The sequence below is a fragment of the Nonomuraea guangzhouensis genome (assembly GCF_019396345.1).
GTDB lineage: Bacteria > Actinomycetota > Actinomycetes > Streptosporangiales > Streptosporangiaceae > Nonomuraea > Nonomuraea guangzhouensis.
Genome location: NZ_JAHKRM010000014.1, coordinates 151,580 through 172,174 on the forward strand (window position 1 = coordinate 151,580; position 20,595 = coordinate 172,174).

Consider the following 20,595-nt stretch of genomic DNA (forward strand, 5'->3'; position numbering starts at 1 on the left):
AGCGGTCGGCGATGGTTGACGCATGAACGGTTCAGCCGTCCATCTGATGCGAAGGAGCACACCGCCATGTCTGTCACCCTTTCCGACCAGGACAAGCTCACTCTGCGGGTCGCCGCGTGGGGTGCCGTCTCGTTGATGTCGGCCGCTGGTGCCGCGGGCTCGGCCCACAAGGTCGCCACGCACGGCTCGATCGCGCTGACGTCGGCGACCGGTTTGGTCGGGCATGTGGTCACCAAGGCGCCCAAGGGCGTGAAGTACGGCAAGTCCGTGGCTGAGCTGGCCGATCAGGTGCTGCCGGCTCTGACGGCGGCCATGGTCCTGCTGAACGAGCAGGATCCGGCAGAGGCCGACAACTTCCGTGGCACCGTCATCGTCGCCATCGACGCAGCCGCCCAGACCCATCAGGGCGAGCCCAGCCCCACCCTGGCCGAGATGGCCCGCAAGATCACCGCAGCCCTCGACGCTGCTTGACCACTATCTGGCGTTGCTAAGTACTGGTAGTCAGTGTTACTTTGTACTGGTAGTCGGCAGCACTGAGTAGCTGGCTCCGCCAAGGAGGTAAGTAGACATGGCCACAGGGTCGAGCGAGCCGAAGAGCCGCTACCGGCAGTACCTGGAGGTGGTCACCGGTTCGCTCGAGGAGAAGAAGCGCTGGCGCCAGTACAAGGCGCGCATCAAAGAGCTTCCCGAGAACTACCGCACGGCAGTCGAAGCGATGGAGCGGTACCTGATGCACTTCGGGCCGGGGGACGGCGCCGACGCGGCTTCGATGTTCGAGGACCTCGCCGATCTGTTCGAGCAGAGCGCGGCGGACGGCACTCCGATCCGCGAGATCTTCGGGGAAGACCCCGTGGAGTTCGTCGAGGCGTTCGTGCAGAACTACTCGGTGGGGCGGTGGATCAGCCGTGAGCAGGAACGATTCACCAGCGCCATCGACCGCGCCGCCGGAGAAAACACCGTAAAAGACGACAGGACGGTCTGATGACGACACAGCAAGCCCAGGCGATCCATGTGCAAGGCCTGGAGAAATCGTACAAAGAGCTGCAGGTGCTGCGTGGGGTGGACTTCGACGTGGCGCGGGGCAGCATCTTCGCCCTGCTCGGCTCGAACGGGGCGGGCAAGACCACCGTGGTGAAGATCCTGTCCACGCTGCTCAAGGCCGACGCCGGCACCGCCCGCGTGCACGGCTTCGACGTCGCCACGCGACCGGCGAACGTGCGGGAGTCCATCAGCCTGACCGGGCAGTTCGCCGCCGTCGACGAGATCCTCAGCGGACGGGAGAACCTCGTGCTCGTCGCCCGGCTACGACACCTCAACAACCCCGGCACGATCGCCGATGACCTGCTCGAACGGTTCTCCCTCACCGACGCGGGAGCACGCAAGGCCGCCACGTACTCGGGCGGCATGCGCCGCCGCCTCGACATCGCGATGAGCCTCATCGGCGACCCACCGATCATCTTCCTCGACGAACCCACCACCGGCCTCGACCCCCAAGCCCGCATCGAGGTCTGGCAGGCCGTCAAGGAACTCGCCCGCCAAGGCACCACCGTCCTGCTCACCACCCAATACCTGGACGAGGCCGAACAACTCGCCGACCGGATCGCGATCCTGCACCAGGGCCGGATCATCGTCAACGGCACCCTGGACGAACTCAAGCAGCTCCTGCCACCCGCCCAGGTCGAATACGTCGAAAAGCAGCCGACCCTCGAAGACGTCTTCCTCACCCTCGTCGGCACCGACAGCACCAACGCGTCAGGGGAACCCCGATGACCAAGCACTTCCTCGGCGACACCGCCACCCTGCTGGGACGATCCCTGCGCCACATCACCCGCAGCGCCGACACCATCATCACCACCACGATCATGCCGATCGCCATGATGCTGATGTTCGTCTACGTCTTCGGCGGCGCGATCAACACCGGATCCAAGTCGTATGTCACCTACCTGCTGCCCGGCATCCTGCTCATCACCGTCGCCTCAGGCATCGCCTACACCGCCTTCCGCCTGTTCATGGACATGAAGAGCGGCATCTTCGAACGCTTCCAATCCATGCCCATCGCCCGCTCGTCCGTGCTGTGGGCACACGTGCTGACCTCCGTGATCGCCAACCTGATCTCCCTCGTCGTCGTCGTCCTCGTCGCCCTGCTCATGGGCTTCCGCACCACAGCCGGACTACCGGCCTGGCTCGCCGTCGCCGGCATCCTGATCCTGTTCACCCTGGCCTTGACCTGGCTCGCCGTCATCCCCGGCCTGTCGGCAAAATCCGTGGAAGGCGCCAGCGCCTTCTCCTACCCGCTCATCTTCCTGCCCTTCCTCAGCTCGGCCTTCGTCCCCACCGCCACCATGCCCGGCCCGGTACGCGCCTTCGCCGAACACCAGCCGGTGACCTCCATCGTCAACGCCATCCGCGCCCTGTTCACCCAGCAGCCGGTCGGCACCGACATCTGGATCGCCCTGGCCTGGTGCGTCGGCATCCTCATCGTCACCTACGCCTTCGCCATGAACACCTACCGCCGCAAGATCTCCTAGGGCCGTGTCATCGAGTCGGGGGCTGCCGACCACGCGAACCCCACCGACGACCTGCTCGACCCGCGCAGGCATGGCGGCGGGCACCTGGCATCCACCAGTGCCTGGGCCAGCCGGAAACCGGCCGCCATTCCGCGCGACATAGATATCCCCGTCGGGCCCCTCGGTGAAAGCGACACCATCGGCCGCGACCTCGAATTATGCGCCCATGATCTCTCCCGGTAACGCCGCTGTCACTTACTGGCGTTGACGCCAGCCAGTTGGAGCGAGACCTGGCGGACCGCGCCTCGCAAGGGCACGAAGGCGAGGGTCGTCCCGTGCGGCGTCCACGAAGGACTGGGGCTGCACGGACACCCCGAGCCCGGCTCCGTGGTCGAACAAGTTCGCATTCGACGAACGCGGCCAGAAAACAAATTCCGCACCGTTGAGCTCCGCCAGCGCGATGGACCTCTCCCGAGCCAATGGGTGATCGGCGGGCAGTACGGCCCACAATGATTCGTCCAACAGGGACTCGAGGCGGATTCCCGGCCGGTGACGAACCCCGTGTCCATTTCACCGGCGAGCAGGTTCACTATCTGATCTTCGGTCGTCATGTGATGCAGGCCTATTTCCATGCCCGGCGCGTTTTTCAGCAACTGCCGCAGGATCGTGGGCACCGCCCGGAAGAGTGCGGGCCGACGGCCGGGAGACGCAGATGGCCGCTCCCCCTGCGGGCATGGTTCTGGATCGCGTCTCCAGGCCGGTCAGCAGCTTCAAGAAACGTCTCGCCCGCCGGGGTCAACGCGACCGACCTGCTGGTCCGCATGAACAACTCCGCCCCGAGCGCATCCTCCAGGGCTTATACCTGTTCACTTACCGTTCACTGTGCGACCTTCGGGCGCGCCGCCGCACGGCTGAACTGGCCGTCCTCGATCATCGCGATGAACGAACGCGGTTGCCTGATCTCCATCATCAGCCCGGAACCTCCAACCGGAGGGGCCGCACGACCCGGCCGCTCGATGTAGCGCGCTATTTATAGCGCATCGTCCGAGAGATCCCCTAATGTCCCGTTGGGGCCTGCCTTCTCCGATACGGCGGCACTGGCCCTTGTATCAGGGTTAAATGCCGCATTGTGGAGCAGCGTCATGTGTGGCCCGCGCGTGAAATGTCCAAGAATGCCGCACGGAATTATGCCGTATCAGATTTTCGGGCAGGGAGGAGTTTGGTGCGGCCGCTGTGATGATCATTCGGAAACGCGTGAATCCGGGATGGAGCCGCATCTCGCCTGGCTTCGCGTAGATTCCGGTTCGGGTTGAGGGGAGGCCGGAGTGCTGTTACCTTCACACGGTGGACGACAAGCGTGCACGCGCAGCGACGATCGAGGGCTTTGCCGCGACTCTGCGAGAATTGCGTAACGTAGTCGGTAACCCACCTTTCCGTGAGATGTCCGGCCGTTCAGGGGCAATTTCTCACACGACGTTGCATGAAGCCACGAAGGGTAACCGGCTCCCTAGTTGGGAGACCACGGTCGAGTTCGTCAAGGCATGTAACGCGGACCCGGCCGCGTACCGCGAAGAGTGGGAGAGAGCGAACCTGGCGGTCAGATCGGTGAGCGCCGGGGATGCCGCAATCCGCGCGGACGCCTTGGTGGAGCATCCGTCCGGTGGACTCGTAACCGCCGCCACAGGCGTCACGGAACTCCGTACCGTGCACCTGGCCATCGCGGACGACCTCCAGCCTCTGCTCCCCGCGCGTCGGAACAGCGGGCGATTACGGCTGATCCGCCCGGTCGTGTTCGCGACGGCGGCCGTCGCTGTGGGGGCTGCGGTCTTCATCGTGGCCACCATCAATCGCGCCTCCGCGCCCGACCAAGCCAGCCTGACCCCGTCGTCCAGCAGTCCGTCGATCGCGCTGGCCTCAGACGGTTGCCCGGTGCGTTCGACCAACCCGCCGCCGGCCCTGCCGTTGTACAAAGGCGACGCGGCCGTGTTCATCGCGGACGTCACGCTCCCCGACTGCACGCCCGTGAGCCCCGGCAAGACCGTGACCAAGATATGGCGGCTCAAGAACGCCGGGACCGTGCCATGGAAGGGATATTCGCTGCGGCGTCTCGACCGCAAGCAGCAGGCCGACCATTGCCAGACCATTCCCGATGTTCCGATCAAGGACACGCAGCCCGGCGAGATGGTCGACATCCGGACCGACATCACGACGCCGAGGCAGCCGGGCTTGTGCTACGTGGGATTCAAGATGGTGGACGCCGCGGGAATGGTGGTGTTCCCCGGAAGCCGGCCGGTCAACTTCCAGATCATCGTCGACGCACGCTAGTTCCCCGCCGCGCAGGATACGGCGGGGAACCAGAGTCGGACGAGCTCAGAGGGATCAGGAGCCGATGACGATCCCCGTGTAGTAGTTCTTGAGGATCCTGGAGTAAGTCCAGCCCGCTCTGGCCTTGTCGCGAGAGCCGTACTGCGACATCCAGTCGCCGTTGACCCAGTTGCCGCACGCCGTCGTCGTGGAGCAGTATTGGGCTCGGAAGATCTTCCCGTTGCGAGTCAGCCGGGTGCCCCACGTCGCGTCCACCGCGGCGTTCGTCACCGCCTTCGCCGAGCCGGGCTTGTACACCTGGCTCGAGGTGTGGTCATAGACGTCGAAGCACTGGCCGCTCGGCGTCTTGCTGGCGGAGTGCAGCGCCCAGTACCAGCCGAAGTTCTTCACGGCCATCGCCCCGGCCTTGAGGGACTCGCTCGGCCAGGACGTCACCCACTCGTTGGGCAGGACGTTCTTGACGTAGGTCTTGAAGTCCACGCGCTCCACGCGATTGAGGGACTCGCGGTACACGAGGATCGTCGTGGGCAGCTTGCTGTCCGTGCCGTCGGTCTTGCATTGGGTCGGCGGCAAGGTACTACCCAGGAACTCGTGCGAGGCGTTCTGGTTCTTGAGGGTGGCGTTCAGGTTGGCTTTGGCACCTGGAGCGAAGTCCTGGTACGTGCCGGTGAGTCCGGTGTTGAAGTAGACGCGGACCTTCTTGCTGCTGCGGTTCCAGACGGAGGCGGCTTCGTTCTTGATGCACTTGCCCTTGCCCTCGCCGGGCCCCTTGAAGTCGTAGCAGCTGGGCTGCGTAGTGGAGTAGTCGGGGATCGATGTGGTGAAGTCGGAGACCGAGCCCTGGTTGTTGCTGTTGAAGTAGTAGCAGAACTCGCCGGTGTCGCAGACGCCGTCGCGGCTCGCGGCCGAGGCGGGCGTCGCGGTGGCCAGCATGGTTCCGCCGAGCGCCATCGTCGCGGTGAGCCCCGAGATCAGCCGTACAGTTCGTGAAGGCACAGGTGTCTTCCTCTTTTGTCAGCGGTCAGGGTGCGTTATCGGACGTTGTAGCCCTGGGAGTTCCAGAACGAGGTCGGGTTCGGGTTCTCCAGGTTCGGGTCGCCGACGCTCTTGGACGCCCGCGTCTGGCGTCCAGGGCGCATCTCGACGTGGGTGTGCGCGGACCCACTGCTCGAAACCCCGTGCCACGACTCGTCAGCGATGATCTGGCCGCGGCTGACCGTCTGGCCCACCCGCAGGGAGGACCGCGGAGCGGAGTGCAGGTAGATCACTGTCTTGTTCGCCGCGGAGTTGTAGACGGCGATCGTGGACAGTCCGGCCCGGCCGGTGGAGCCGAACTGGACATTGGTGATCGTGCCCGCCACCAGGTTGTGAACATCCGAGCCGATGCCGCGGGCGATGTCGATGCCCTCATGCCGTCCGGAGGTGGAGGTGTAACCGTCGAAGCCACAGCTGATCCCGCCGCCGGAGCTCGCGTACAGCGCGTACGACATGTTGGTGCGCGTCGTCGACGACGGGTTGAACTCGTGCGAGGCGTTCTGGTTCTTGAGGGCGGGGATCAGGTTGGCCTTGGCGCCAGGGGCGAAGTCCTGATAGGTGCCGGTATTGCCGGAGTTGAAGTAGACACGGACCTTCTTGCTGCTGCGGTTCCAGGCGGAGGCGGCGGCGTTCTTGATGCACTTGCCCTTGCCCTCGCCGGGGCCCTTGAAGTCGTAGCAGGTGGGCTGCGTGGTGTCGTAGTCGGAGACCGATGTGGTGAAGTCGGAGACCGAGCCCTGCTGGTTGCTGTTGAAGTAGTAGCAGAACTCGCCGCTGTCACAGACGCCGTCCCGGCTGGCCGCCGAGGCGGGCGCCGCGGTGGCCAGTACCGTCCCGCCGAGCGCCATCGCGGCGGTCGTCGCGGTGAGGATCCTGGTGAAAGTACGCATGGTGTTCTCCTTTGTCTGCGGTGCTTCTAGGACTCGGATGGTCAGCGGAGCTTGGTTTCGGAGGGCTCAGCGGCGCTGGTACTCCTCCCAGGTGCGGATGGTCACCTTCGGGCCGTCGTCCGGCCCACGGCCGGCGAGCCCGTTCTGGCCCAGGTAGTAGTCACCGATCTGGTGCTGGGCCTGGCTGGAGAGGCTGGTGTCGTTGATGGCGGCGGCGTGGATGTGCCACGGCCAGTCGCCTTGCTGGGGGCTGCGCACCCAGGCCGCGAAGCCGACACGGCGCAACGCGCGGCAGACCGCGGTGCGGGTGGCGGCGGTCATCCCCTTTACCGAGACGTCGATGACGCCGCCGCCATCGTGGGTGCCCACGGACGTCGGGTCGCCGCCGGGGTTGTACGAACCCTGATCCAGCGCGAGATCGCGGCCGAGCAGGCGCTTCGCCTCGGCCAGCATGTTCCGGGTGCGGGTGTTGATGACGGCGGTGCCGACGGACACCCGGGCGCCCGGGTCGATGCTGCTGGTGACGGTGAAGCGGCCGGCTCCGAGCTTGGCGAGCGACCCCTTGCCCGGCAGGCCGTTGGCGTCGAGACCGGTGAGGCCGAGCGACTTCTGATACTTCGCATAGGCGGTGACCGTCGTGGAGCCGAAGTAACCGTCGACCCACTTCGCGTCGAGGAGCTGCCGGTCACGCAGCGCCTCCTCAACGAGGAGCACACTGGCCTTGGAACCCGGGGTCAGCGTGCTGTCGGGCCGTCGCGGGTCGATCTGGGCCGCCTTGACCGTGGCTTCCATGTTCACGCTCGGAAGGGCCCCAGCGCCGGCCGCCTGTGCCGCCGCCGCCCCGGACATTCCAGCCAGCGAGGCGAACAGGACGGCCGGCATGAGTGCAGCGGCGTATGCGGGCAACTTCATCGTGTCTCCAGGGGCAGGGGGCGATTCCTGTGCGGCGGAAACCAACTTTTCGGGTTGCTCACATGTCCGCAAGAAGATCGGTGTTGTCAGCCTGTCCGACAGTGCCCTCGGACAGGCGTACGCCCAGTTGACAGGCGATCTGATGGCGAGCGAGACACACAGCCCGCCGAGGTCGTACGGGGGACCACCGGGCTGTCCAAGAAGTCGATAACCCCGGGTGTACGACACCCGCGGTCATCACGTTGTACGCCGCGTGACGCCGGAAGCGATGCGGCTCGGATCGGTCGCAGATCGCGTCGCGCGGATCGACCTCCCCAATGCCGGGGACCAGACTCACCCTCCAAGGAAGGGCGGGCGACCTGTCTTCAGCGTCATGAAGTCACGCGTACGACTCGCCTGGCCGGCCGTCGGCTGGGCGGCCCAGCGCCGCGCTCACCGTGGCCATCGTGCGCTACGGGCTGCGCACGGCCACTGACCTACCCTCGCGTCGCTCTGACCGGGCGATCCGTCCGGCGCTGTGGGTGCGAGTGGTGACGTGGGTGGGCTCGGCGGGCCGGCCGTGTTCTGGGGGTTGCCCTGGGGCGGCTTCCCCGGCTACCGGACCGCCGGGATCGTGCCGTTGACGTAGTTGTTCTTGACGGTCTGGGCGATGGAGCGCTGCCAGGCCGTCATGTCCGCCTTGAGCTGGGCCGCCGTCCACGCTGAACCTCCACACCCTCCTGGAGGCCGGCGCTCTCACGAAGGCAGGCACACGCGGCGTGGGGTCCCCGACCGGCCGCCGCTAACTCAGCGCCGTCGACAGCCACTTGCCGCCTACTCGTACGTAGAGGCGTCTGTTGGTCGAGTCGACCGCGAGTGTCCCGTCGACCGGGGTGTGCGTGAACGAGGCGTCGCTGACCGCGCCCGCGACCATCCGCAGCGGCGGGTTCGGCTGGTTCTTGGTCGGGATGGTGCCGCCGGACTGCACTCCGATGTTCGAGTAGCAGTTCTCCACCCGGAAATCGCCGGTGCTTGAAGCTTCGTAGTAAATGTGGCTGCCGGTGGGCTTCGTGGAGTAGCGCCCCACGACGTTACGCAGGACGGCGGTCGAGCCGGACCCGGAGTAGAGATCGATCCCGGAGTTGACCGTCGCCGACGAGCCGTTGGCGATCAGCACGTTCTCCAGGGCGCCGACGCTTCCCGCCCAGGCGATGATGTTCTGCGCAGTGGAATAGCCGGTGGCGAAACCACCCGCGTAAGCATAGATATTGGACGCGTAGACGTGCCTGCAGGACGCGTCGACCTTCAGATGAGGGCCGCCCTGCATCCTGGAGGTTTCGAATTTGCAGTCCGTCAGATAGATCCCGTTGGGATTGTTGTTCTTCGCGGTGCCCTGGGTGATCCACAGGGCGCCGGTGCCGAATGCCTCCATGCGGCATCCGATGAAATGGATCTGGTTGACGTTGTCGGCACTGTATCCCCAGCCGGTCGTGGCCGAGGAGTTTCGGAGCCACACGTTGGGCTGAGTAGTGCTGTTGGCCGTGCCGGTGCTCTCCTCGATCACCAGATTGTAGAACCTGGAGTCCCAGAGCTCGACGGCGTCGATGCACAGGTCGTTGTTGCTCGACATGAAAACATCGCGAAAATAGGAGTTGTCGTTGTAGTAAAGCTCGAGCAGTAACCCGGTCTTGCCATTGCCGTTGAACCCGAGGTTTTCGATCGAACAGTAGCGCCGATGTTTCGACCCGCTCGTGTCGGTAGGGGCTCCGGACATGCGCAACAGGATGCCGTTCGCCTTCTTGACCAGCGTGGCGGCCTTGCTGCTCGCGCCGACCAGCCGGATTCCGTTGCCGCCGATGGACAAGGCCGGGCCGTCGGCCGCCGGGGTGACCGCGTACACCCCCGCGGGGAAGTAAACGGTCCCGCCTCCAGCGGCCACCGCCGCATCGATCGCGGCCTGGATCTTCGGGGTGTCGTCGTCGGCCCCGTTGCCGAGCGCCCCGTAGTTCTTGACGTTGAACCAGTCCAGCGGAGCCGTCTCCGCCGCCGCGGACGGGGTCTTCGCGATCATGGCGCCACCCACCAGCCCTGCGGCGGTGCCCCACAACGCCCTACGCCCCATACTCGGACTCTTCGGCTCCGTCACGCTACAGCCCCCTCCTAGAGATCGACTTGTGGATTAAATCAGTCCTAGAGTCACCGATCGCTGCAGGGCCGTGACCTGCCTGCGGAGGCCCTACCGGATGCGGGCGAGCAGGCGCTGGGCATTGTCGTCGAAGCCATCGAAACCACTGCTCAGCACGATCTTCATCAGCTCGGTTACCCGCGCCGTGTCGGCGGGGTCGCCGGCTTCCGCGAGATACTCGCCGAGCCGGTAAGCCGCCTCGGCCACGAACTCCGGATCGTCGCTGATCTCCAGGGCCCTCTCGTAGAGCCGGGCGGATCGCTCCTTGTCGCCGATCTGGTAGTGCAGCTCGGCGAGGTGGGCCACGGCTGTCGGGATGTGGCGGCGGTCGCCGGAGTCGATCACCTGCTGGAACCAGGGCTCGGCCTCAGCGAGTTTCCGCTCCTCTTTGTAGTCCAGGCCCATCCTCAGGGCCGCGATCACCGCGATCTCCCGCTCCTCGCGGTCCTGGGACTCGGCGAAGATCTCGAGCAGCTTGAGCTGCAGCGGGCGCGACCTCTCGAAGTCGTGGAGCATGCCGTGCATCTGGGCCAGGTAGAGCAGGCCCCAGCGGGCCTGATGCGGGTATTCCTCGCCGGTCGCCGCCCGCCACGCGTCCACGGACCGCTGGTATGCGGTGAGCGCGCCCGCCCAGTCTTTCTCGTCGCACAGCCGATCGGCGGTCTGCCGCGCGATCCCGGCTCGACGTGACGCCGCGGTCCGGCTCTCCGTCTCGGCCTGGGGCTCGGTGGTCTGGGCCTTGGTGTCCGCGATCAGCTGTGCGGTGGGCCGTACGGTCGGGTCGTGCGCGTGGCCATGGGACTCCCCACCCTCGGTCAGGACGCCCCGCAACTCCGCGGGAGGCTCGACGGGGAGACCCACGGGGAAGACGTCGAGCCTGCTGGGCGCCTTCTCCTTGATCCGGCTCTCCACGACGACCCAGCGGCCGTCGGGCGACCAGGCCACGAGGTTCGCCTGGCGCCCCAGCGAGCCGCGCAGGACGGGACGACCGTCGGACATCCGCCAGACGCTCGGCTCACGCTGATCGTCCGAGGCGAAGGCGCTCTGAGAGATGAGCACGTGCCGGCCGCCGGGGGTGACCGCGACGTCGCTCACCCAGCCCCAGTCCGTCGCGATCCGGCTGCGGATGCGGCCGGTCTCGGTCTCAACGACGGTGATGTCTGGACGATCCTGGCTGATCAGGAGCATCTGGGACCCCTCATCGTCGAACGCCACCTGCCGCACGCGACCGGGGTCGATGTCGTCCGGCAGCGTCACCGAGTCGTCCGGGGCGCCGGAGACGTCAAGGAACTCGACCCCAGGGAGGAGGTATCGAGCGCGATATCGGCCCGTACGGGACCGGACGTTCCCCGGCTCGTGCGGCACCTCGGTCACCGCGCCTGCCTCCATGTCATACGCCCACTGCTCGTCGTCCATTAACGACTTCACCGTCACGACGGGGCGGCCGGGCACCCACATGAGCGAGGGCAGCCCGACCCCGTGGTCGAGGCGCAGCCGCTCGGTCCACCCGGACGTCTCGTAGACGACCAACTCCGTGCTCCAGTTGAGAAGGGCCAGGTAGTTACCGTCGTCGGAGAAGGCTATCTCGCTCGCCTGACGGGCCTTCCCCGCCCGGAAAGGCTCGATCAGGTGCGCTGACCGGGTGAAGTCGGGCACGTATGCCGCATCGTCCGGCTCGGTGGCGCCGAAGCCGACGCCCCAGACGGTGGAGCAGGTGTCGCCCAGTTCCAATCCGTCGATCCAGCGCGGGTCGGTGACCCGGACCACGTAGTCACCCTGGACAAGCTGATCCTCGTCCTGCCAGCCGCCGTCGCGGAGGCGGTAGAACATCGCCAGCGTGTCCCACTGCTCATCCGTCATCGGATGGTTGCGGGTGGACAGCCGGTCCACGCCCTCGATGAACCACCGGGAGTTGACCGCCACCCACGCCTCGTCCATCAACGGCTCGTGGCCGAAAGCTCGCGCCAGCGGGCGCGGGGCACCGTACTCCGCGTCCGCGAAATCCCACAGCAGCCGCAGGAAGAACACGGCGTCGTCGGGCAGCGGGAACCCCCCGTCGATGGAGGGCTCGTTGTAGACGACGAACACCCGCAGCCGCACGCTGCGGCGATCGTCGGCCACGTCCAGCACGCGGGCGCCGTACAGGTCGGTGGACATGGGGCCTCCGATGTGATGCTCAGGACCGGTACCGGGACAGGCAGTGCACAGCCTGGCAGGAGGCACCGACGTTTCGCGACAGCGCTCAGGCAACCGCCCGCCTAATTGGGCGCCCGGGGCTCGAACCCGGAACATCCGGATTAAAAGGACATCGGCATCGGCCCTGCAGTACTCTCTCAGCGTTTGATCTTGGGGTAGGCGCGAGCTCTGGCTACAGCGCCAAGGCTGGCCAAACCTGGAGGAGTACGGGAATGCGAAGAACCTGGCCAGTGGCGCTGGTGGCTCTCGCCACGGTTGTCATGGGCGGCGCGACGCCGGCAAGTGGCGACGCGGTCGATCTGGCAACCGATTCGACGACGACGGCAACGGCAGCGGTCTGCGGCAGCTCGTCGCTGAACGGCCCGACCACACCGCCCGCCGGCGCGGTCGTGGTCCCTGAGGGCGACAACAGCGGCGTGGACTTGCGCAAGGCGAACACCACGTACTACTTCGAGACCGGCACGCACACGCTGGGCACCGACAAGTACTCCCAGATCATGCCAGGCAACGGCTCGACGTTCGTCGGCGCGCCCGGCGCGGTACTGGACGGGCAGCGGCTGAACCTGTTCGCGTTCACTCAGCAGGCGACCGGCGTCACGATCCGGTACCTGACCATCACCGGGTTCGTCGCGCCGAAGGATCAGGGTGTGGTCAACCACGACTCCGGCGACGGCTGGGTCGTGGAGCACAACACGATCCGCGACAACGGTGGCGCGGGGCTGATGGCCGGGGCCACGAACAAGATCCGTGGCAACTGCTTGAAGGACAACGGGCAGTACGGCCTGAACGCGTACAAGTCCGGCAACACCATTACCGGCCTGGTGGTGGCGGACAACGAGTTCACCGGCAACAACACCGATGACTGGGAGCAGCAGGAACCTGGGTGCGGATGTACCGGTGGCATGAAGTTCTGGGCGGTGAACGGTGCCGACGTGACCGGCAACTGGGTCCACGGCAACCACGGGCCGGGGGTCTGGGCGGACACCAACAACAATGACTTCCTCATCGAGGACAACCTCATCGAGGACAACGAGTCGCTCGCGATCTTCTACGAGATCAGCTACAACGCCGTGATCCGGAACAACACCATCCGCCGCAACGCCTGGGCCTCCGGTGCCAAGCGGGCAACGACGGGCGACCCGTTCCCCGAAGCGGCGATCTACCTGTCCGAGGCGGATGGTGAGCCCCGCGTAGCAGCGCGGACCAGCAAGATCGAGATCACCGGCAACCGGCTCGAGAACAACTGGGGCGGGATCACCGCGTGGGCGAACGCCGACCGGTTCTGCAACAGCCCAGCCTCGACGACCGGCGACTGCACGCTGATCGTCGGACCGACCAACAAAGCACAGTGCTCGGCTCCCGCCATCGCCAGCGAGCCGCTCTACACCAACTGCCGCTGGTGGACGAAGAACGTCGACGTCCACCACAACACGTTCGCCTTCGACCCCAGTGCCGTCAACGGCGGCTGCCCGACGCAGTACTGCGGGCAGATGGCCCTGCTGTCCAACTGGGGTACGTACCCGGACTGGTCCCCGTACAAGGGCGCCGTGATCCAGCAGTCGATCGTCCACGGGTCGAACAACTCCTGGCACGACAACACCTACACGGGACCGTGGCAGTTCAAGGTCACCGACATGGACAATCGCATCGTGCCCGGGCTTTGGGTCGGCCCCCAGTACGGCCAGGACGCCGGCAGCACGTTCGACGGTGGCACGCCCGCCCCGCCGGCGATCGCCGAGCAGGACTTCGAGTCCGGCACGACGACCGCGCCCTACACCGCGTGGTACGGGTCCAGCCTGGCGCACCAGACCGGCAGCGCGCATGGTGGCACGGGCTCGCTGCAGATGACCAGCACCCAGGGGTCTGGCAGCGCGGTGGCGCTGGACAACTTCCCCGGATACAGCGGTGTGGTCGCCGGTACGAGCTATGACGTGTCGCTGTGGTACCGGGAGGCCGTGGCGACCATGCCTGCCGTCACGTGGAACGTGCGGTGGCGCGACGAGTCCGGCACGGTGCTGCGTACCGACGCCATCTCCCTGGCCCAGAAGACCGCCTGGACCAAAGCGGGCGGCACGTTCACCGCGCCCGCGGGCACGACCCGCGTCGACTGGACCTTTGTCTGGAACGCGAGCACCGCCGGACCCGCGTTCCAGATCGATGATGTGGCGATCCGTCCCGGGACATAAGCAAAGGACCTGGAGAACAGCGGCCCTCCGCCCGCCTTCCTGGCACGCTACGCGCGAAAGAGCGGCTGCAACACGGAACCCCGTGTTGCAGCCGCAGCAACCTGTACCGCCAGCATTTCTACGCCATGCGCGATCTCGGTGAGCTCAAGACGGCCGCCGCAGCCGCACATCCTCCGCTGGGTCAACCAGGCGTGACTCCAGGTCGTGCAGCCTGCTCGCCTGCTCCCTCGTACGCGGCGGCAAGAATCGTGCGTGACATCAGCGTGTTGGGATGGTCGGGTCCGAACACCCGCTCGTGGTCGGCGACGGACTGTTCGAGCAGCGGGATCGCCTTGGAGACGCGCCCGGCGGCAGAGTAGGCATACGCGAGGTTTCCGCGGGCGATCACGACATCCGGATGATCTGCCCCTTGGATGCGCTGGCTGCGGGCGACGACCTTCCTGAGCAGCGGGATCGCCCGGGAAAGCTCCCCGGCCGAGGAGTATGCGGTGGCCAGGTCGCTCTGCGACGCCAGGGTGTGGGGATGGTCACGGCCGAGGACCCGGCGACGGTCGGACGCCGTACGTTCGAGCAGCAGGATCGCGCGCGAGAGGTCTCCAGCGGCGAGGTACGCGGCTGCCAGGCTGTTGCGGCTGGTGAGGGTGTCCGGATGGCGGGCCCCGATCAGCCGCTCCTGGTCGGTGACGGTTTGCTCCAAGACGGAGATCGCCTCAGGGTAGTCACCGGCGACGGTATAGGCGTGGCCCAGGTTGTGCCGTAGGACCAGGGTGTCGGGGTGGTCTGGGCCTTGGAGCCGTTGCCCGTCGGACAGGGCCCGCCGGGAGTAGCCGAGTGCACGCTCCACCATGCCCTGGTCCAGCAGGTACTGGGCCGTGACGTTCCAGAGCGCCACCGGCGGGTCCTGTCCCGCGTCGGTGGCGAGATGGCCGGCGATGACGTCGATGTGCGAGAGGAGTCTGCGCCAGGTCGGCCAGCCGTCGGGATCCTGCCATCCCGGGACGGCGGCATCGAGGAGCGCCACGGCGACGTCTCGCGTCTCGCTGGGAGGAAACACCGGTTCCGGCTCCACCGCGTCCGCGTCGCGCGCGACGGCCTGGACGAGCGGATGGACGCGTACGGCATCGCCGTCCAGGGAGATCAGCGCGTACGCCTCCAGCGTGGTGAGGGCCGCGTCCATCTCGTCTGCGGGGAACACGTCCCGGCTGTAGAGCAGCTCGAGCGGGATGTCGTCCGGGGCGTACCAGGCCATGATCCGGAAGACGGCCTCGGGCAGGATGCCCCACTCGTCCCGGATCCGAGCGAGAGTGACCCGGCAGGTCAGAACAATGGTCTGCTCATCGGAGCCGGGATCAGGCAACAGCTGCAGATAGGTCGCCGCCGAAACCCGGCTCTGCTTCATGTAGGCGGCGGCCTGCTCGACCGCCGGCGCCAGGTACCCCAGCCTGCGGCACAGCTCCTCGGCGCCCTCCAGCAGGCCGGGGCCCGCGACACGCCGTACCATCTCCGCGGCGTGCTTGGCCGGAAGCACGGTCGCTGACAACGCGGGGTCGGCGAAGTCGGTGTAGAAGCGGGACGCACTCGACTCGAGCTGTTCCAGTCTGTCGTCCTCGATGGTGGCGTCCGGCGGCCAGTAATGGGTGATCAGTTTGTCGTCCGGCAGGACGACGGCCAGACTCTCACCGGGCCGGCTGTTGATCCACCGGATCGCGTTGAGCGCGGGCCCGCTCATCGATCCGAGGAGATTCCCTACTGCCTGCATCAGGAGCGCTTTGCGGCGCAGTTCGACCGGGTCGACGAGGCTCCGGTAGACGAGCTGCACCTCGGAGGTCACCGCGGTCGCCCGTGTCTTGCCCCAGGGATGTGTCGCCATCGGAAGCATCATGTCGACGAGTCCGGGCACTCGGCTGTACTCCCGCAGGCCGATCGCCTCGGCGGGGTCGTACCCGAACTCGATCAGGTAGTTGGCCCGGTCGAGGAAGGACAGCAGGCTTACCGCGAACTGGATGCCCACCAGCCGCAGATCCTGTGCGACGGAAGCGCCGATGTCGGCGGCCGACATCATCGCGAACATGTCCGCTTCCAGCTCCAGGCTGTGTGCCGGCCAGTAATCACGCAGGTAGGTCTCGATCACGGCGGCGCCGTTGGGAGTCTCTCGCACCTGGTCGAAGGCCTCGCCCGCGAACCACGGGGACTCGTTGGCGGGCCGGCCGGCCGCGTGCAGGTGGCCTCGGTAGACGTGGGACAACTCGTGGCCGACCACGAAATCCATGGCCCCCCGGGCGATCTCGAACATCACCGGGGTCAGCATCGCGTCGTCGGCAACCCCGACGGCCGTCCTGAACCGCTCGCCTTCGACCGCGGCGCACATGCCGTACGCGATCTGCTGGTGGAGGTAAGGGTTCTCCTGGGCCGTGTCGAGCAGGGCCTGTGGGAAGTCCGGGTGTGCCCACGGCTCCTCCAGGTCGGGAAACGCTCTGCCCGTCAGGACGACGAGCTGGGCGAGGATGAGCGACAGCGTCCACATGTCCTCCACCACGTAGCGGCCCATCAGCACCAGGTACCGGTTCTCGGCCCACTGCTGCACCGAGGCGTGCGGTCGGTAGCGGTAGTCCGTGGCGAACAGGAACTCGTGCGCCCGGTCCAGACCCATGAGCTTGCTCACGCGCGTGAAAGACCCGGACAGATGGATGGCGCAGGACGGGGGCTCTGCGGGGGTGAAGCGGATCGGGCCGCGGGCCAGGTCCCGGCGCAGTTGCTCCATCTCCGCCGCCGTCCTCCCACAGAGCGCGGCCAGCTCCTCCGCGGTGACCTCGTCCGCGTACAGCGCTCGATGGAATGCTTCAAGATCGATGAATTTCTGTTCGACCTCCGCATGGGCACGGAGGAACGCGCCGTCGCGCTCGGACCGCTTCTGGTGCTCCGTGATCGCGGCGATGAACGGAGCCCAGCCGTCCAGGCCGGTCACCCCGGGGGAGCGCCACTGTCTGAAGGGAGTACTTCGGCTTCCACGAGGGCGGTCGGGTTCGCGCAGAACCGGTCAGCCCCGATCCCGACGATGGCCCTGGCGACAGTCGCGGCGGGGACGGGCACCTTGCCCACGGCCGCCACGATGAGGTCGGCGAGAACGACAACGAGGTCACCACTCTTGCCGTCCGCGGCCTTGGCCAGGTTGTTGAGCCGCGGACACAGGGTGTCACGCAGGAACGTCAGCACGCGGAAGAAACGGATCGCGTCCGGGAGCTTGGCGCCCCCGATGGGGCGACCGATTCCCATGGCCTCTTCGATCTGGGAAAGGGCGTCACGCAGGTCGTCAGTGGCCACAGAATCCCTTCCATCGCGGAACACTCGCCTGCCTGGACATCTGCTCGGCGACCACCGACGTTACCGGCCGCGAGGTCCTCCGATCATGACGCTGACAGCATCGCGGGCCGAAGGGATCCCGATTCTCCCGCGCGCAGCTGCGCCGGACCGACCCCCGGCTACGAGGACGAGGCGGCCCCGTTCAACCCTCGCCCCGTGACGCTGTGCCGCCCGAGGCCGGCGCGGCCTTGGCATCTGTGACCGAGGCCGCCTAAGATCCGCTCACGGCACCTACCTCGTCGAGGAATTCACACCGCTCCGAGGACGCGACCCGTTTGCGGGAGGCAGAGGGGCGGAGGGCACGGTAAACGGATGACGGGTACGGTAGGTGATCCGATGGTACAAGACGCGACGTCGCGCCAAGCGATTGACTCACGGGTGCACCGCTGGCTGATGATCGTTGGGGCGCTCCTCACCGGCGTCGCCCTTCTGCTGTTGTCGCTGCTCCCTAGCGCGCCTTCCGAGGCGGTTGCAATGACGGCGTGGGTCGAGCGCGGTCACTCGCTACTGTCGTGGAGCGACGAGCTGCTGTTCTTCGCGGTCATCTGCTGGGGAGCCGGTGCCCGCGGCCTCTTCGGCACGCGCAAGGCCGAACCGTCGGCGCGGATCAACGTGGGAGTGACCGCTCTCACGGCCGCCCTCGTCGCCCTCGTCGTCCTACTGCTCGCGGTGGGGCGTCTGGTCTACCCGGTGTTCGAGATTCAACTGTCAGCCGAGGTTCTAGCACTGGTCGTCAGCTCGACGTTCGGCGCCCTGCATCTGGCGTTCCTAGGGTTCGCCGTTGCTGCGGTCGCGCTCAGCTGGTCAACACGCGCCGGACTGATCGGGCGAGCTGTCGGCATCTTTGCCGCAGTCGCATTCATCGTCGGCTCTTTCCCCTGGCTGACACCGAACTGGTGGAACTCATTGGTCGCGATATTGGTCGCCGCGTGGGGCGTGCTCCTGGCCCTTGCTACCGCAACCCGCACCGAGAATCCCGGCGACGCAACGGAGAGGATGAGTACCACCGTCTAGAAGCCATTCGAGTACCGGAAGATCCCGACGAGCTGTAGCCGAGGGAGTTGCAGTCTTCACGGCCGCGGGCATCCGCATCCTCAAGACGCCACCTCGCGCTCCTCGTCCACATCGCTCCCTGGGCCAGGCCGCGGGCTGGTCCACGAATACGCGCAGGTCGCATAGGGCGGCCGAGTTCTCGGCACCCACAGGGCCGGTGGTCGGTGTTCGTCGGGTACGGCGGCGCGGCGCGCCGCCGTAGGGTGGTGTGGGACCTCGCTGTGCCGGAGGCCCTCAGAAGTATGGTGACCAGCCGGGGCCGATCGCGGTGGTCGGGCCGAACTTGTTGCCGCCTTTGCCGTTCCAGATGGTCAGCGTTCCTTTGGCGGCTGAGAAGAGGTCGCCCACGCCGTCGGCGTCGAAGTCCGGTGTGGCCGACCCACCCATCCCGGCGTAGCGCGGGTTCTGCGCGTGGGTGAGGGTCTCCCAGCCCAGGAAGTGTGACACCCCGGCGGGGCGGCTCTTCTCGACCCATTGCTTGGCGTAGGGAATGTCGTCGTATCCAAGACGGTTGTGCAGCGCGTTGAAGCCGACTTCGAAGTGCTCCCCGAGGTCGCGGGTGACCTTTCCGCCGCACAGCCAGGACGGCACCGTCCCGCCCAGTTGCAGACGGGCGTGCAGGTCCATAGCGCGTCGCAGCCGGTGCTTTGCCGTGGCGTAGAGGTCCACGCCCTGGTGGTGGGCCGTCTCCGCGACGTGGGAGATGGCCGCGAGGCCCCATCCGGTGTGCCAGAAGTCGCGGCAGGTCTCCTGGGTCAGCCCGTCCACGAACTTGGTCTGCCCGTGCCAGTAGTCGATGATCTCTGCTTTGGTGTTGTACGTGCTACCCGGCGGCGCCTTGGGCAGCGAGCCGTCTGTCTCGAGGTAGATGTAGGCGGGCAGCCTGCCGCGCCAGGTCGTGACGGCCCGGTCGAAGGAGGCCCGGTCGTCCAGATGCACGGCGATGCCGATAGCGGCATCTGTCATGATCAGTTCCCAGTTGCCGTTGTTGTTGGGCCTTCCGGCGATCAGGGGCGGGAGGTACACGGTGCGCAGCTTGCCGGCGAACCGGCCGGCCTGGGTCCATCCGGTGTAGGTGTGCTTGATGAGCTCGGCGGCGCGGGAGAAGTTAGCGCCCGCCCAGCCGGTCTGCAGCGGCGCGTTGCTCCCGGTGTGCTTGGTGATCACGGCCGACCAGGCGTCCATGATCTGGATCGCCTTCTGCGCGTAGCGGGAGTCCTTGGTGAGGTACCACCGCAGGGCGTGCGTGTAGGCCGCCATGGAATCCTTGCGTTCGTCCGAGCAGCCGTTGTCGGGATTCGACGACGGGCCGCACTCCACGTCCGCGCGGGGCTTGGCCGTGTAGGACAGCGAGGCATAGGGACTGCCTTGCAGGTCGTTCCAGGCAGACTTCCACGGCTCGTTACCGAGGTTGGCTCTGACGAAGTCGAGCTGAGCGCGGCTGACCAGGACGCCAGGATGCTTGAACACGGCAGCCTGTGCAGGTTGCGGGACGGATAAAGCGCCGACCACGAGCATGGTGGCGGCAAGAGGACGAGCGAGACGCACGGGCTTCCTTCCAAGATGAGGACGCCCATTCCGCTAGCCGCCGGATCAGCCGTCAAGGCGATCATGCCGTGAGCATGGGCCCGATATACCCGCCGCATACCGGACCCACGGTTGGACACCTCTCGGGGTCAGAATTCCGGCAAGACGACGACGAGGACGATCCGGCCACGGGCAGGGTCACCTGGAAGGGCGAGAAAACCGGCAGAATCCTCGACGCGGACGGCAGAAACGTCCTGGTGGCATCAGGTCTGGAACTCACGCTGTACGGCAAGGCGCGCACATGGACGCTGCACGACGTCCCGTTCGGCAGCGCCCAGGACTTCTCCCTTCGGCTCAGCGTCGATCGCGGCAATCACCGTCATCCTCGGATGGACAGGGCGACTCGTTAGGCTGCGTCACAGCGAGATCGCGAGCGGGTG

At 66.6% G+C, this 20,595-nt stretch carries 17 protein-coding genes and 1 pseudogene; 8 read left to right on the forward strand and 10 right to left on the reverse strand.

What is annotated here, in order from left to right; all coding sequences use genetic code 11:
- Positions 1-66: 66 nt before the first annotated feature.
- The 4 genes from KME78_RS28490 (at position 67) to KME78_RS28505 (ending at position 2,528) form a co-directional block, all read left to right on the forward strand.
- On the forward strand, positions 67-471 hold the full coding sequence (locus KME78_RS28490) for a hypothetical protein (RefSeq protein ID WP_219529300.1): 405 nt from the start codon (positions 67-69) through the stop codon (positions 469-471).
- 97 nt (positions 472-568) lie between these two features.
- Positions 569-982 (forward strand): DUF1048 domain-containing protein, encoded by a 414-nt coding sequence (locus KME78_RS28495; RefSeq protein ID WP_219532445.1) that lies wholly within the window; start codon positions 569-571, stop codon positions 980-982.
- Complete coding sequence (locus tag KME78_RS28500; RefSeq protein WP_219532446.1) at positions 982-1,770, forward strand: ABC transporter ATP-binding protein; 789 nt, start codon at positions 982-984, stop codon at positions 1,768-1,770. The genes KME78_RS28495 and KME78_RS28500 overlap by 1 nt, the downstream gene beginning before the upstream one ends.
- Positions 1,767-2,528 (forward strand): ABC transporter permease, encoded by a 762-nt coding sequence (locus KME78_RS28505; RefSeq protein WP_219532447.1) that lies wholly within the window; start codon positions 1,767-1,769, stop codon positions 2,526-2,528. Before KME78_RS28500 ends, KME78_RS28505 begins: the two co-directional genes overlap by 4 nt.
- 234 nt (positions 2,529-2,762) lie before the next feature.
- Here KME78_RS28505 and KME78_RS68085 read toward each other — a convergent pair.
- Both KME78_RS68085 and KME78_RS68090 read right to left on the reverse strand, forming a co-directional pair.
- Positions 2,763-3,056, reverse strand: a pseudogene (locus tag KME78_RS68085) (LysR substrate-binding domain-containing protein); the annotation flags it as partial.
- 97 nt (positions 3,057-3,153) lie between these two features.
- Complete coding sequence (locus KME78_RS68090; RefSeq protein ID WP_372454959.1) at positions 3,154-3,360, reverse strand: hypothetical protein; 207 nt, start codon at positions 3,358-3,360, stop codon at positions 3,154-3,156.
- 491 nt (positions 3,361-3,851) lie between these two features.
- Here KME78_RS68090 and KME78_RS28515 point away from each other — a divergent pair, with 491 nt between their 5' ends.
- Complete coding sequence (locus KME78_RS28515; RefSeq protein ID WP_219532449.1) at positions 3,852-4,832, forward strand: NBR1-Ig-like domain-containing protein; 981 nt, start codon at positions 3,852-3,854, stop codon at positions 4,830-4,832.
- Positions 4,833-4,886: 54 nt separating this feature from the next.
- On the opposite strand, the gene KME78_RS28520 is transcribed toward KME78_RS28515, so the two are convergent.
- From KME78_RS28520 to KME78_RS28540, 5 genes are all read right to left on the reverse strand, one after another.
- Positions 4,887-5,828, reverse strand: coding sequence for a SpoIID/LytB domain-containing protein (locus KME78_RS28520; RefSeq protein WP_219532450.1), 942 nt, complete (start codon positions 5,826-5,828; stop codon positions 4,887-4,889).
- A gap of 35 nt (positions 5,829-5,863) precedes the next feature.
- Positions 5,864-6,757, reverse strand: a complete 894-nt coding sequence (locus KME78_RS28525; protein WP_219532451.1) for a peptidase inhibitor family I36 protein — start codon at positions 6,755-6,757, stop codon at positions 5,864-5,866.
- A 66-nt stretch (positions 6,758-6,823) separates the two neighbouring features.
- Positions 6,824-7,669 carry a peptidoglycan-binding domain-containing protein gene (locus KME78_RS28530; protein WP_219532452.1) on the reverse strand — a complete coding sequence of 282 codons (846 nt, stop codon included), beginning with the start codon at positions 7,667-7,669 and terminating at the stop codon, positions 6,824-6,826.
- A gap of 781 nt (positions 7,670-8,450) precedes the next feature.
- Positions 8,451-9,770 carry a glycosyl hydrolase family 28-related protein gene (locus KME78_RS28535; protein ID WP_219532453.1) on the reverse strand — a complete coding sequence of 440 codons (1,320 nt, stop codon included), beginning with the start codon at positions 9,768-9,770 and terminating at the stop codon, positions 8,451-8,453.
- 114 nt (positions 9,771-9,884) lie between these two features.
- Positions 9,885-11,990 (reverse strand): WD40 repeat domain-containing protein, encoded by a 2,106-nt coding sequence (locus tag KME78_RS28540; protein WP_219532454.1) that lies wholly within the window; start codon positions 11,988-11,990, stop codon positions 9,885-9,887.
- A 251-nt stretch (positions 11,991-12,241) separates the two neighbouring features.
- Here KME78_RS28540 and KME78_RS28545 point away from each other — a divergent pair, with 251 nt between their 5' ends.
- Positions 12,242-14,215 (forward strand): right-handed parallel beta-helix repeat-containing protein, encoded by a 1,974-nt coding sequence (locus KME78_RS28545; protein WP_219532455.1) that lies wholly within the window; start codon positions 12,242-12,244, stop codon positions 14,213-14,215.
- 181 nt (positions 14,216-14,396) lie between these two features.
- Here KME78_RS28545 and KME78_RS28550 read toward each other — a convergent pair whose 3' ends face one another.
- Both KME78_RS28550 and KME78_RS28555 read right to left on the reverse strand, forming a co-directional pair.
- A complete protein-coding gene (locus KME78_RS28550) occupies positions 14,397-17,180 on the reverse strand; it encodes a tetratricopeptide repeat protein (RefSeq protein WP_219532456.1) in 2,784 nt (927 codons plus the stop codon).
- The gene (locus KME78_RS28555) at positions 17,177-17,536 is read right to left on the reverse strand and encodes a hypothetical protein (RefSeq protein WP_219532457.1); all 360 of its coding nucleotides are present in this window, start codon (positions 17,534-17,536) and stop codon (positions 17,177-17,179) included. Before KME78_RS28555 ends, KME78_RS28550 begins: the two co-directional genes overlap by 4 nt.
- A gap of 375 nt (positions 17,537-17,911) precedes the next feature.
- Between KME78_RS28555 and KME78_RS28560 the strand changes: the two genes are divergently transcribed.
- The gene (locus KME78_RS28560) at positions 17,912-18,589 is read left to right on the forward strand and encodes a hypothetical protein (RefSeq protein ID WP_219532458.1); all 678 of its coding nucleotides are present in this window, start codon (positions 17,912-17,914) and stop codon (positions 18,587-18,589) included.
- A 273-nt stretch (positions 18,590-18,862) separates the two neighbouring features.
- Here the strand turns inward: KME78_RS28560 and KME78_RS28565 are convergent, their stop codons facing one another.
- The gene (locus KME78_RS28565; RefSeq protein ID WP_219532459.1) at positions 18,863-20,098 is read right to left on the reverse strand and encodes an alginate lyase family protein; all 1,236 of its coding nucleotides are present in this window, start codon (positions 20,096-20,098) and stop codon (positions 18,863-18,865) included.
- 146 nt (positions 20,099-20,244) lie between these two features.
- On the opposite strand from KME78_RS28565, the gene KME78_RS28570 reads away from it, so the two are divergent.
- On the forward strand, positions 20,245-20,565 hold the full coding sequence (locus KME78_RS28570; RefSeq protein ID WP_219532460.1) for a hypothetical protein: 321 nt from the start codon (positions 20,245-20,247) through the stop codon (positions 20,563-20,565).
- Positions 20,566-20,595 lie beyond the last annotated feature (30 nt).